We start from the raw sequence: 12,644 nt of genomic DNA, 5'->3' as shown, positions 1-12,644 counted from the left end.
TTCTTCGCCTTCTTGGCACACTACTGCCTTCAACGCTTGTTGCCGAGTGGTTTTCTCGCCATCGCGGAAAGGCGTTGAGCATTATGGGGATTGGTGGTGTTGCGTCTTTCGCTTTCTTCCCCCCGGCAAACAACTGGCTGATTCAAAGTTTTGGAGCAGAGACCGGATGGCGTGTTTGGTCGTTAGCTTTGCTTTTGGTTATGCTTCCCGTTGGCTGGTTTTTAGTAAGGGACAAACCAGAAGATATGGGCGAAACACCTGATGGGAAACCATCAAAAGAGACTAAAGAAAAGAAGAAAAAGGACAAACCCAAAAGGATCGTTTTTCAGGATAATCCATGGATTTTAAGACAAGCCATGAAGACGAAAGCTTATTGGTTCATGATGTACTGTACGAGCGTTCCAGCCATGATCAATACCGGGGTTACATTTCACATGGTTTCGATCATGCAGACAAAAGGCTTTACACCCACTTTTGCCGCTCTCATCCTGAGTGTTATCGCGATGGTACAGTTTCCGATGACTTTTGTAGCAGGGTTCATGGTGGACAGATTCAAAATTCACATCATCAAAACTATCGGTTATCTGGTTTATGGAGTCAACCTCTTAATTCTTCTCCTGGGAACGAGTCAACAGATTCTTCTTGTTTATGCCGCTTTGCACGGCGTTTTTATGGCTTTTGAATCAGTCAGTAACAATGTTATATGGCCCAATTATTTCGGCAGGAAGTATCAGGGAACAATCAGGGGTACTGCTATGACGGCAATGGTCATCGGTTCCTCTTTGGGACCCTTACCCTTTGGGTTTGCTTACGATTATTTTTCGGGTTATTCGGAAATTCTTTTGATCATGACGATTTTCTCCTTGACAGCAAGCATTCCAGCTTTCTTTTCTCCGCCTCCGATTTATTGTCATAGATAATCCTTAACACTTACGCCAGATATAGTTCTCTATGTAGAAGTGTATGTATAACAGTTTCTTTGATTTTTTCATCTTATTTACCTAGATCATCAAACCAAAATGCACATATAAGATTACTCGCTGAATGCAATCTGTGCATAACTTAGAATACTTTTCAAGGTTCCTCTTCTGCTTCCTTCCTTTGAATATGGCACTACACCTTTTTCGTAGAGTGTCTGTAAATACGATGCTCTCCAAGCACAGGATCTTGTTCCTAAATCTCTCTCTTTGCAGGCATTTCGATCTGGCGCTATCTACAACAGCCTTGCGTCTTGCGTAATGCGGTCCGGTCCGGTCTCCTGGAGGACAGTAAGCCGTTGAAGGTCAACGCGGTTTTCATCAGCGTTCATCGTGTTCTCTCTAGCAAACAGCGGATCTTTCCAGCGTTCAGAGGCTCTTAAAGCCTTCGTCCCTTTTTTGCATTTCCGAAGAGAATCTTGACTAGAGATGAGTTTCTTGCATCTATTCAATCTAGATTGGTTCTAGTCAGGCGAGATCCGTTCACACTCGAATTGGTTTTGTGAGATTATAGACTGTAGAATTGAATAGTTACATAAGTAAGTTACATATGTACCTGACTTCAAAAAAAGGGAGGTTCTTGCATGCGAAAGTCTACGCTATTGGTCTTATTGATGCTAGTCGTCTTAGCGTTCACCGGAGTGTCCCAGGTAATCAACATCTGGATTGGCGGCCAAGTTGCTGAGCTTGACGAAACCTGGGATATGATTGTAGGAAAGTTCGAAAAGGAAACTGGAATGAAGGTTGAAGTACAGCTCTTTGGCTTTGACATTTACTACGACAAGCTCCTGACTGCTCTCCAGGGTGGTCAAGGACCGGATCTAGCTTTTGCCGATCTGGGCGGATGGGTTCCAACGTTCGCGGAAAGGGGCTGGCTGGAACCAATGGGCAGTCTCCTAGATTCCTGGGACGGAACTGAGCAAATCTGGCCGAACCTGTGGCCAACAGTTCTACACAATGGAGAGAGATACGGTCTTCCCTGGTACACAGACTGCAGACTCCTTCTTTACAATCAGACGATGTTCGATCAGGCAGGACTTGACAGAGACAACCCACCGGAAACGTGGGAAGAACTTGTTTTTCAGGCAATGAAGCTGACGGACGCCAGTAAGAGAGTTTTCGGTTACGGAGTAAGCGGAACAAAAACCGAGCACACAACACTTGCATACATAATATTCCTTTACGGTGCAGGCGGACAGCTTCTTACTGACGATTACTCCGCAGCTGCGTTCAATACCCCCGAAGGTCTCAGGGCTCTCAAGTTCTACACTGACCTCGCCCTCACTTATGGCGTCAGCCCCAATGCAGTTACTTATAACGAAGACGACTACAGAAACATGATGGCTCAGAACAGAGTTGCAATGGCTGTTGGCGGACCATGGTCCTTCCCGCTCATAGAGACGGCCAATCCCGGTATTGTTGGAAACTACACCGTCTCTCTTCACCCTTATGGAGCAACACCCGCAAGTGTTCTCGGTGGTTGGGCACTGGTTATCCCATCCGCAAGTAAAAACAAGGATAATGCATGGGAACTCGCGAAGTACCTGACAAGCTACGAGACTTGGATGACTTGGATCGAAGCTAAGGGCGGCCCAATGCCTTCAAGACAGGACGTGTGTTTTGACGCACCGGTACTTCAGGATCCGAAGTGGAAGGTCATTTTTGAGACATTCCCACACGCAGTCTCAAGACCTCCGATTCCCGAATATCCTCAGGTTTCTGAACAGATTCAGATCATGATTCAGGATGTGCTTCTTGGAAAAGCAACTCCTGAAGAAGCAATGAAAACTGCTGAAGCAAAAGTCAATGCAATACTTGGCAAGTGATAAACTTTCCATGGGGCGGGCAAGAGCCCGCCCCTTTAATAATCCCTGATGAAAGGGTTGAAAACAGATGAGTAGACTTACAAGAGAAGAGAAGACAGCGTTCAAAATGATACTGCCTTATCTTTTGATCATAGTTTTGCTCTTCATCTTCCTTATAGGCTCAAATATCTATAGCAGTTTCACAACTGAAGAGGGTAAGTTCACACTTCAGAACTACTCTAGAGTCTTCACCGATCCTGTAGTTGGCAGAGCCATGGCTAACACGGTAGTTTGGGTAGTAGGAAGCGTTCTTGGACAGCTTCTCTTGGGACTCCTGGTTGCCCTGCTTCTAAATGAATCGACGAGAGGCCAGATTATCTTCAGAAGTATCATTCTCATTCTTCCGTGGGCCACACTGGATATTGTGGCAGGAGTAATGTGGAAATGGATGTATAACGACATGTATGGAGTACTTAACGATGTCCTTGTCAAACTGCACATAATTAACGATTACATACCCTGGCTGGGCTCTGAGAACATGGCGATGATGTCGGTAATCATCGCGAATATCTGGAAGGGGTTCTGCCTTTCTGGAATGTTCTTCCTGGCAGGTCTTCAAACGATTTCGCCGGATCTTTACGAGGCGGCCGAGATTGACGGAGCCAATTCCCTCAAAAGATTCTGGAGAATCACTATCCCACAACTGAAACCGGTAATAATGACAACTCTTATGCTGACAATAATATGGACGATCAACTACTTCCCCCTTATATATATAATGACAGGAGGTGGCCCCGGTTACGGCACCGAGACTGTTGTGACCTATATATACAAACTTGGATTCAGATTCCTTGAATTCAACAAGGCCGCTGCACTTTCAAATATCCTGTTCATTGCAATATTTGCTATCGCATTCGTCTTCCTGAGAAACATTACAAAGGAGGAAGCAAGATGAAGAGAAGTACAAAGAAGAAAGTCAAGAAGGGCATCACCTATTCGCTCCTTGTATTTCTGTCGGTGGTAATAGCTTTTCCCTTTGTCTGGCTAATCCTTACCGCGATAAAGACCTATCCGGATATCTATGCCTATCCAATTAAGTACTTCATTTTCGAACCAACGAGAGAGCACTTCGACAAGATTGCCGACATGAATTTTTGGTCTTACTTCAAGAACAGCGTTATCGTTGGAACGGGAACGATGTTCTTCTCTATATTGATCGGCCTGTTTCCAGCATATGCGTTTGCGAGATATGAATTCAGGTATAAGAGACCATTACTGGCGGGAGTGATGGTCTTCCAGATGCTTCCGCTTGTCGTGTTTCTCTTGCCGATATTCAAGACACTTAACAACTTCGGCATTTTGAACACATACACCGGCCTCATACTGTCATATTTGCCGTTTACGACTCCAATTTCGATAATGTTCATGAGAACTTTCTTCCTATCGATACCGAAATCGCTCGAAGAAGCTGCGAAAATCGACGGTTGCACCTTTGGCCAGGCGTTCAGAAAGGTCATATTGCCGATAACTCTCCCGGGAATAGCGGCAGTTGGAGTCTACGCCTTCTTGTTCTCCTGGAGTGAACTGATGTACTCCATGTCAATACTCACAACAAAATCAAAGCAGACTATTCCAACGTTTCTTCAGCTTTTCGTGGGCCAGTACCAGACTAGATGGGGCCCACTGTTCGCAGGATCGATACTTGCAACGATTCCGCCACTTATAATATTCATGATCCTGCAGAAGTTCTTTATTACTGGACTGGTTAGTGGGTCTGTTAAGGAGTAATGGATGATTAGCGATGAACTGCTTTTCGAAGTTGCGACCGACTATTATGTGAAGCGGATGCTTCAGAAGGATATTGCTAATAAGTACGGCGTTTCGAGAGTACAGATTAGCAAATACCTCAAGATGGCGCAAGAAAGAGGAATCGTTCATATTGAAGTTGAGCAACCTTCAGTAAAGTCATCCGTTAGAAAGGAATACGAGGATTTCTTCAGCGAGAAATACGGTCTGAAGAAGATGTTCATTGCCAGAGGCGCCAGAAATGAAAAGACGATTCTGAAAGCTCTTTCAAGAGAAGTCTACAAGTATCTCAAAACACTGCCCGAAAAGCCTCTCAATATTGGCCTTGGCTGGGGCAACACAATCTTCACCGTTGCCGAATCGATAGAGAAGCTAGAAAGACCCGACTGGCACCTAATTCCTTTATCGGGCGGCACGGCAAGGCTGGCCGATAAGAGGTTTAACATCAACCATATAGTACAGAATTTCGCCACAAGGCTATCGGCAAGGGCGGTTCCAATGTATCTGCCCTTCATCTTTGAGAATGCCCATCAGCTGGAAAACACGAAGCAATCCCTGGAGTACGTGAACATACAGAGACTTTGGGACTCCCTGGATATCATAATCTGCAGCGTGGGTTACTCTATAGCCAGATCTCCTATGTTCAGGGAGAACTTGCTAGACGTGAGCTATGCAGACGAACTCGAAAGGTGCAATGTCGTAGGCGACATTCTGACTCATTACTACGATATAAACGGGAAGAGGTTCGAGAAAGAGATCCTGAACAACTGTATCAATCTGAGTTTCGATCAATACCTTAATGCCGGAGAGAGAGTCATTGTCGCTGCCGGTCACCACAAAGTAGACGGTCTAGTTGGAATGCTTCGAGGCGGTTTTGCAGATGTCCTTATAACAGATGAATTCACGGCTAAGTTTGTGAAAGAATACATTGTTTACGATGAAGGAGGAGAATAACATCGATACTTGTATCCTTAACCTAAATCCTTGTTATGATCACTGGGTTATTCTCAAGAATCCTACAGAGATCCCGAACGTAGTACGAGGAGACGAAGTAGTAACACTCGTGGACGGTAAGGGACTCAATATTGCGAGAGTACTGTCCAAGGTTCTAGGACACAGCGAGTATTTCTGCATAAACATACTTGGTGGACAGGTTGGAACGATAATTGAAAACGAGTGTAACCGTCTGGGAATAGTGACCGAGAATTTCTGGATAGAAGACTCAAACAGGATTAACACTGCCCTGGTTTATGAGTACGAAAACAAAATGCTTATGATAAACGAACCTGGACCTTTTATGAAGCCGAACGAGATAGTGGGTTTTATGGAGTTCTTCAAGGGCCACGTAAGACCGGGTATGAACCTCGTCATTTCAGGCAGCGCCCCGAGAGGGTTCGAGAACGGTTCCCTTCTTCAACTCGTGAGAATTGCCAGAGAGGCCGGTTGCAGCCTGAAAGTGGACATTGCTGGTTCCTGGTTGTCTAAGATCGTGACAGCCTCACCTGAACTCCTAAAAATCAACGCCGATGAGCTGAAGGTAGCCTTCGGAATCAATAAAGACGATTACAAGGCAATGGATGATTTCAGGAAGGACCATTCTATCAGAAATCTCATAATCACGAATGGAAAAATGGGCAGTATATGGCTCTCGGAAAGCGAAAAGCTTCATGCGAGATCGATGAAGGTATTTTCTGACTTCTCAGTTGGATCGGGCGACTCTTTCTTCGCCGGACTTATATATGGTCAAGAAGCGAAAATGTCGAACAGAGAGGCGCTGAAGATGGCTGCCGCTTGTGGCGCCGCAAATACCATGCACTATGGAGCCGCGATTTTCGAATACTCTGATGTAGAAAAGGTAATCGGCGACGTAATTGTTACGGAAGTGGTGCTATGAATGTCTTCCTCGGGATAGACATTGGAACGACGAACATCAAGAGTTTGGTTCTTGGAGAAGATGGAAGGATCCTGGAAGTGCTACATTGGACGACTCCGAAGAATAGAGAGAACGGCGTCGAGTTTCTAGATCTAGAAATCACCAGGTCATACGTCGAAAGCGTAATTGGAAAGGTTGAGAAGCTTCATTCTCTGGCGGCCATAGCCTTTTCCAGCTTTGGAGAGACGGTTATCCCGGTTAGGCAGAGAGAGGCCCTGGCAAAACCCGTGATGTGGTACGACAGATCGACTTACAGCCTCTGGGAAAGTCACAGAGAATCGGTTGACAATCTGGCTCCTTACAGAATTACAGGGGTGGAGAATAGTTACACTTTCTCGCTCTACAAAATACTTCTTCAGAAGGAAGTCTTCAGGCTAGGAGGAGTAGAGAACTGGCTGCCGGTTTCTTCGTATCTTGCTTACTCACTGGGAGGCGAGCCTGTCTGGGATATGAGCCAGGCGTGCAGATCCTTCATGGTCAACATACACTCTCGCAAATGGAACTCGCCATTAATCAACCACATCGGAGAAAGCGAAGAAACGATGGGCGACCTCGCATATACTGGAGAACCAGTTGGGAAAACTAAATCCGGAGTTCCCCTGGTAAGTGCAGGTCACGATCATATCACAGGACTCTACGCTGCACAGGCATTTGCGCATGGAAAGGAATTTCTCTTTGATTCAATGGGTTCGGCCTCCGTAATTGCCGCCGTTGTTTCCGGTACCGCCGAATCGCTGGACTTCGCCGGTCCATTTATGCCGGGCGGAACGGTAGGAATAGCATACGAGGATCATCAGTACTACATCGAAAGCAACGTTAGATACTACGGGAAGCTGCTTCAATCTCTAATGGATCTGACCCAAACTGATGCTACGAAAGAAGGGTACGAGAGACTGAACAGGGAAATTGAAAAACTTGGCCAGCTGAATTCAAGACCGCTCTTCCTTGTGAATGGCGATCTCGTTGTAGGGGAAGGATTACAGGGAATAACACTCCTTGAAATGCCTATTTCTTTGAACAAAGAGCAGCTGATGCAATCAGCTTACATATACCTTTCCTCGATCAGCAAGCGAATCGTGGATAGTATCGAAAAGATTACGAAAAAAGAGCTGCCAATCATCAGCGGAGGAGGAGGAAGTCTCAATAACCTGCTTATGAAATACAAGGCCTCACTGCTCGGAAAAGAGGTTTGGGTTCTGCCTACAAGCGAATTGACCGCCCTGGGTGGAGCTTTCGCCGCGGCTCATGGTGTTGGAGCCGATGAGGTTATTGAGAAATGCGTAAACCTTCTCAAACCGCAAGATATTCATCCAGACAAGCAGTTAGCCGAACCGCTGAAAGAGATTTATGAGAAAAACATGAAAGAGTATCTGGCAATAGAAATAAGCAAAAGGATAGACATTCAGGAGGGATAATATGCCGTTAGTATCACTTACAGATGTTCTTAAAGATGCGCAAGAGAAGAAATATGCAGTACCTGGTTTTAACTTTCATCTCTACGAAGACCTCGTTGCGATTGTAGAAGCCGCACAGGAAGCCCGATCGCCCGTTATACTTATGGCCGCTGGAACTTGTATGAAACACTGGGGACCGACGCTTGCTGCGGCTCTTATCAAAGATGTTGCATCAAGGGTTGATATACCTGTCGTTGCTCACCTCGATCACGCGAGCAGCCTTGAGCTTATATTCAGATCTATCCATGCGGGATTCACATCAGTGATGTACGACGGCTCGATGCTACCCGTTGAAGAGAATATTGCCAACTGCAAAATTGTGGTCAAAGTCGCTAGAACATTTGGCGTTTCAGTTGAAGCAGAGTTGGGACGAGTCGCCAAGGGTGAAGAGGGGGAATCGGCCGTCGAAATACTTACCGATCCTTCAGATGTAGTCATGTTCTGCGAACAAACAGACGTTGATGCTCTTGCTGTCGCTGTAGGCACTGTTCATGGCATGCAGAAACAGGAAGCCAATATCCATCTCGATCTAGTGGACGCGATATCTAAAGTATCGCCTGTTCCGTTAGTACTTCACGGTTCAAGCGGCGCGTCTAGTGAAGATCTTCGATACATAGCCACAACCGCCTTTTCTAAGATTAACATAGGAACAAGACTAAAGACCGTCTTCACCGAAGGCATAAGAGAGATTCTAAAGAACAACGAAGAACTAAAAGATCAGCTCACTTTGCTGAAGATGGCCGCACCAAGAGTCAAAGAGACCGTCAAGGAAAAGATTGAGCTCCTCGGAAGCGGTAACAGAGTCTAGTTCTTAAACTGGAAATCTTCGTCTGAATCTAGGATGAGGAACTTGAAAGCGTTCCGGACTATTAATGCCAGATTCAGCACAATGAGATCGGGATCTCTAAACCAAAGGCCCCTTTGTTACGGAATTGAGGGATAGAGACGGGGTCGGGGGTATGGGCGGCAGGTAGTATGAAAGAGAAGGAGAGCCGAGGGTCGTTTCTCGGTGAATGACTAATGCGGTCTTAAGAGTTCAGACTGGCTTCTATCTCTCGTCTTCTCGTTAATGGAGCTCTCGTCAAAGATCTTTCTCTCTAATCCCTATCTTCGCTCTTAAGTCCTCTCTCGAGAACTCATCATCATCCATAAGTTGGGGAGCTGATGAGAAATCATATGGTGCTCCTTCTCCCTTGACAACATATACTGTGTGTGGCTCCTGATAACGTGACATTAACTCCTCCCTTGAGGGAGGAGGGTGTTGGTCTCTGAGGACAGATCGCGAAAAACGGGACAGACGTCAGGACCCGTCAGTCCCTATTTTCACTTGTGTGGCGCTCAGCGTTTTCTCTCAAGCGGCCAACGGCTCTTCCCGCGAATCCTTCACTGGCGGCGATGATTCTCACCTTTTGACTGGCCTGCGTAAGCAAACTGGCTTTCAAATCGCTTCCTGCCGAAGCCTTGCGTCCCCAGACGCTTCTCTTAGCCTTGGCCCTTCACATCGCTCACTTTGTCTTCTGTTTTCCCCGGACTTTTGCTTTTCTGAACCAGAAGAAGTACATCGCCCCGATATAAGCTACCAGACCAAGAATGAAATACAGGTAGTATATAGGCTGGTCGGTTTTGTAGCCGAGAATAGGTATGTTAAGCAGTATCAGCATCGGAATGCCCAAGAATAACGCAAGCCCACTTCCGAAAACCATGTCTTCGGCGGTTCCCGTCTCAAATGTCGGGTCGACTTCTCTGAGCAACGCCATCCCGGTCGAGAGTGTACCGGTATGCATTCCGAAGAATGTTACTATGTGTTCCAGAGGCGCTTTCTCGTAAATCCTTTTTCCAAACCAGATCGTGTAGCCGGCAATGAAGAGTCCGCCTACCGAGGTGAGAATTATTACCGGCCAAATGTACTCCTGTATGACTGAGAAAGAGATCCCAGCGATCGACGCCGCTACCATGAAGTCGAACACACCCCCGCCGATACGCTGAAGTAGGAAGTCGTTCATATATTCGATCTCATATTTCTCTGACTTCCTCACCCTCTCATATATCGCTCTGAAGGCCATTGCGAAAAGAACTCCGATCACAAAATGGAAGCCCCATAAAACCTGGGCGAACGTCTCTCCGAACGTACCTAGCCCGCCGATCAAGCCCGTGAACCATTTCAAGAATAGGTAAGTGATGAGATATACGATTCCCACAGCCAGAGCCTGGATTGTAAAACCGTCGATGTCTGAAAATTCGAAGTCTTTAATAATTGCTTCGACTCTCTTTTTCAACTTAGGTATTTCAATCTGAATACCGATCTGCCTTTTTCTGTAGACCATCGTATTCAGCATAACAATTCCTCCAAATGCTGCCCAGAGAAAGCCTAATGTTGAAACGCTCAAGCCCACGGCTCCCCCGCCTGTAAAGCCCAGCGCTTCCCACTGACTACCCAGCGAATAGGCTTGTCCAGGGCCCTGAGCGAATCCCAGAGCTAATAGAAGACCAAAGGGTGGGAAGAGATCTTTGAAGAACAATCCTACAAGTGCGATACCAATGATGAACCCCACTAATCCCTGAAGAGCATAAGACATACTGATAAGAAAGCCGGTATTGACAGAAGACTTAGTAGTGGAGCGTCTCGTCCTCTTCAGCGCGATCGCGATGAAGCCAATTGCCATCAAGTGATAGACAAGGTTTCCAAGTCTATCGTAAGAGAAGGGGATTATCTTCATAACCTCCGGCCCCAAGAGAATCCCGAGAAAACCGGCAATAACTGCATTTGGAATGAGAACCTTGCTTAAGGGAGAAATCAACCTCTTCAGAACGGAAGCGACACCTATAAGGATGGAAAGGTAAGCGAAGTCGAGTATAATAGTCCAGTCTTGTTCCATGAGATCACCCCTTTTTGACAAAGCAATTGTATCAGAATACGGTTCAAGTTAATTTTCCTGGTTTTTGTTAGAATTGTAGAAAGAAGGAGGAAACTGTAATGACACTTACGCCGCTTGGTGGCGGCCGCGAGATAGGCGCGAATTCCTATCTCCTTAGTCTGGACGGAAAGAATATCCTGATTGATGCAGGCAGACACCCAGTAAAGGAAGGCTACGAGTCGCTACCTGAAATTGACAGCATAAACGATCTAGATGTGATAATGATCTCCCACTCCCACTACGACCATCTCTCTTCTCTACCTTACATATCTCAAAGATGGCCAAATGCGCCAATCCTGATGACTCAAGAGAATAAGGGCTTAGCTCTAAGAATACTTCAGAACTCAGTCGAAGTAATGAAGAAGAAGAACGCCAAAGACGGCGTTGAACCTATACTATACAGTCACGGCGAAGTTAACGAGCTGAAGAGAAGAATATTTCCGATGGAGTATTTTCAAAGGTACTCAATTGACAATGAAGTGGACGTGGCACTCTACCCAGCGGGTCATGTAATGGGAGCTGCCTCGATCTTTCTTGAGCATAAGGGAAAGAGAATTCTCTACTCTGGAGACATATCGCTTTCGCAGCAGCTTACTATCCCGCCGGCCCAGCTACCAAAAAAGGTGGAAACCCTTATCTCAGAGGGAACTTACGGCTCGAAAGAAAATCAGCTTCTAACAAGGTACAGCGAAATTGAAAGACTCAGCAAGTCAGTGAAACGCGTACTGGAAAACGGCGGCAGGGTCCTCATGCCTGTATTTGCCCTTGGCAGAGGCCAGGAAGCAATCTACATGCTTCTAAGGCTGATGGAAAAGAACAAGATCCCCTCCGTTCCCATATACACAAATGGAATGGTAGCCTCACTCAGTAATCTCTACATGAGCAATTACGAGCGCATTAGCGACAAGGATAGAAAGTGGTTCATGAAGAACTTCCAGCAAAATGTGACTGTGGCACCCAAGGCCATTGAGAGACTGCTCTTTTCGAAAGAGCCGGCGCTCCTTGTCCTTTCGGCCGGAATGCTTGTTGAAGATACTCTATCCTATATCTTCGCCAAGCAGATGTTGTCAAACAGCAAAGACGGAATCTTCTTCATGGGTTATCAGAGTCCGGAATCAGATGGTTACAGGGTGCTTGAAGCAAGTAAGAGAGGCGATGAACAAGTCGCCCTGGGAGAAGAGACGGTTGAGATTGGAACTAAGAACATAGATATCTTCAACTTCTCTGGGCATGCAGACTACCAGGAGCTTCTTGAGCTCCCCAGAAGACTGCAACCGGAGAAATTGATCTATGTTCACGGTGATGAAGGCGCTCTTGAAAACCTTGCAGAAGAACTCCAGTATGAGTTTGAGATTCAGATACCATCGAATCTTCAGACAGTCGAGCTCTGAATCCGGCGGTTGACAATGAAATGCACTGGTGTTATCATAGTGTACGGTTGCCGGGGTGGCGGAACTGGCAGACGCAACGGACTTAAAATCCGTTGGAGCGAGGGCTCCGTGTGGGTTCGATTCCCATCCCCGGCACCATGGAAGCAGGAAAAGCAGGTCATTCATATAGAAATATTGAGAATAATAGATACCCGGTGCGGGGTGGAGCAGTTTGGTAGCTCGTTGGGCTCATAACCCAAAGGTCACAGGTTCAAATCCTGTCCCCGCTACCATTATGAGGCGGTGTAGCTCAGCTGGCTAGAGCATGCGGTTCATACCCGCAGAGTCGTCAGTTCGATTCTGACCGCCGCCACCAAGCATTTA

Annotated in this window: 11 protein-coding genes and 3 tRNA genes; 12 read left to right on the top strand and 2 right to left on the bottom strand. The window is 46.4% G+C overall.

Annotated elements, in window-relative coordinates:
* The 8 genes from B3K91_RS11280 to B3K91_RS11245 form a co-directional block, all read left to right on the top strand.
* The coding region (locus B3K91_RS11280) for an MFS transporter (protein ID WP_292590402.1) at positions 1 to 920 on the top strand (920 nt) is incomplete at its 5' end.
* 641 nt (positions 921 to 1,561) lie between these two features.
* Positions 1,562 to 2,803 (top strand): ABC transporter substrate-binding protein, encoded by a 1,242-nt coding sequence (locus B3K91_RS11275; RefSeq protein WP_214061453.1) that lies wholly within the window; start codon positions 1,562 to 1,564, stop codon positions 2,801 to 2,803.
* Between the two features lie 67 nt (positions 2,804 to 2,870).
* Positions 2,871 to 3,737 carry a carbohydrate ABC transporter permease gene (locus B3K91_RS11270; protein ID WP_292590404.1) on the top strand — a complete coding sequence of 289 codons (867 nt, stop codon included), beginning with the start codon at positions 2,871 to 2,873 and terminating at the stop codon, positions 3,735 to 3,737.
* Positions 3,734 to 4,570 carry a carbohydrate ABC transporter permease gene (locus B3K91_RS11265; RefSeq protein ID WP_214061455.1) on the top strand — a complete coding sequence of 279 codons (837 nt, stop codon included), beginning with the start codon at positions 3,734 to 3,736 and terminating at the stop codon, positions 4,568 to 4,570. Before B3K91_RS11270 ends, B3K91_RS11265 begins: the two co-directional genes overlap by 4 nt.
* Before the next feature lie 3 nt (positions 4,571 to 4,573).
* On the top strand, positions 4,574 to 5,542 hold the full coding sequence (locus B3K91_RS11260) for a sugar-binding transcriptional regulator (RefSeq protein ID WP_214079476.1): 969 nt from the start codon (positions 4,574 to 4,576) through the stop codon (positions 5,540 to 5,542).
* Positions 5,526 to 6,482: a 1-phosphofructokinase family hexose kinase gene (locus B3K91_RS11255; RefSeq protein WP_214061569.1), complete on the top strand. Its 957-nt coding sequence runs from the start codon at positions 5,526 to 5,528 to the stop codon at positions 6,480 to 6,482. The genes B3K91_RS11260 and B3K91_RS11255 overlap by 17 nt, the downstream gene beginning before the upstream one ends.
* Positions 6,479 to 7,936: an FGGY-family carbohydrate kinase gene (locus B3K91_RS11250; RefSeq protein WP_292590407.1), complete on the top strand. Its 1,458-nt coding sequence runs from the start codon at positions 6,479 to 6,481 to the stop codon at positions 7,934 to 7,936. Before B3K91_RS11255 ends, B3K91_RS11250 begins: the two co-directional genes overlap by 4 nt.
* A 1-nt stretch (position 7,937) precedes the next feature.
* On the top strand, positions 7,938 to 8,783 hold the full coding sequence (locus tag B3K91_RS11245) for a class II fructose-bisphosphate aldolase (RefSeq protein ID WP_214060876.1): 846 nt from the start codon (positions 7,938 to 7,940) through the stop codon (positions 8,781 to 8,783).
* A 273-nt stretch (positions 8,784 to 9,056) separates the two neighbouring features.
* Here B3K91_RS11245 and B3K91_RS11240 read toward each other — a convergent pair whose 3' ends face one another.
* A complete protein-coding gene (locus B3K91_RS11240; protein ID WP_214061351.1) occupies positions 9,057 to 9,209 on the bottom strand; it encodes a hypothetical protein in 153 nt (50 codons plus the stop codon).
* A gap of 271 nt (positions 9,210 to 9,480) precedes the next feature.
* Complete coding sequence (locus tag B3K91_RS11235) at positions 9,481 to 10,851, bottom strand: sodium:glutamate symporter (protein WP_292590412.1); 1,371 nt, start codon at positions 10,849 to 10,851, stop codon at positions 9,481 to 9,483.
* A 98-nt stretch (positions 10,852 to 10,949) separates the two neighbouring features.
* Here B3K91_RS11235 and B3K91_RS11230 point away from each other — a divergent pair, with 98 nt between their 5' ends.
* The 4 genes from B3K91_RS11230 to B3K91_RS11215 all read left to right on the top strand — a co-directional run bounded on the left by B3K91_RS11230 (position 10,950) and on the right by B3K91_RS11215 (position 12,636).
* Entirely contained in the window at positions 10,950 to 12,281 is a 1,332-nt protein-coding gene (locus B3K91_RS11230; RefSeq protein WP_214079473.1) for an MBL fold metallo-hydrolase, read from the top strand.
* A 49-nt stretch (positions 12,282 to 12,330) separates the two neighbouring features.
* A tRNA-Leu gene (locus B3K91_RS11225) sits at positions 12,331 to 12,419 on the top strand.
* 57 nt (positions 12,420 to 12,476) lie between these two features.
* A tRNA-Met gene (locus B3K91_RS11220) sits at positions 12,477 to 12,553 on the top strand.
* A 6-nt stretch (positions 12,554 to 12,559) separates the two neighbouring features.
* Positions 12,560 to 12,636, top strand: a tRNA-Met gene (locus tag B3K91_RS11215).
* Positions 12,637 to 12,644 lie beyond the last annotated feature (8 nt).

This window comes from Mesotoga sp. UBA5847, from assembly GCF_002432735.1.
Taxonomy (GTDB): Bacteria; Thermotogota; Thermotogae; order Petrotogales; family Kosmotogaceae; genus Mesotoga.
Note: the sequence above shows the minus strand (reverse complement) of the source record. Positions and strands in the feature narration are given on the sequence as shown.

Coding starts and splice junctions, on each gene's coding strand:
- B3K91_RS11275 (WP_214061453.1), top strand. CDS start 1,562: ATGCGAAAGTCTACGCTATTGGTCTTATTGATGCTAGTCGTCTTAGCG.
- B3K91_RS11270 (WP_292590404.1), top strand. CDS start 2,871: ATGAGTAGACTTACAAGAGAAGAGAAGACAGCGTTCAAAATGATACTG.
- B3K91_RS11265 (WP_214061455.1), top strand. CDS start 3,734: ATGAAGAGAAGTACAAAGAAGAAAGTCAAGAAGGGCATCACCTATTCG.
- B3K91_RS11260 (WP_214079476.1), top strand. CDS start 4,574: ATGATTAGCGATGAACTGCTTTTCGAAGTTGCGACCGACTATTATGTG.
- B3K91_RS11255 (WP_214061569.1), top strand. CDS start 5,526: ATGAAGGAGGAGAATAACATCGATACTTGTATCCTTAACCTAAATCCT.
- B3K91_RS11250 (WP_292590407.1), top strand. CDS start 6,479: ATGAATGTCTTCCTCGGGATAGACATTGGAACGACGAACATCAAGAGT.
- B3K91_RS11245 (WP_214060876.1), top strand. CDS start 7,938: ATGCCGTTAGTATCACTTACAGATGTTCTTAAAGATGCGCAAGAGAAG.
- B3K91_RS11240 (WP_214061351.1), bottom strand. CDS start 9,209: ATGTCACGTTATCAGGAGCCACACACAGTATATGTTGTCAAGGGAGAA.
- B3K91_RS11235 (WP_292590412.1), bottom strand. CDS start 10,851: ATGGAACAAGACTGGACTATTATACTCGACTTCGCTTACCTTTCCATC.
- B3K91_RS11230 (WP_214079473.1), top strand. CDS start 10,950: ATGACACTTACGCCGCTTGGTGGCGGCCGCGAGATAGGCGCGAATTCC.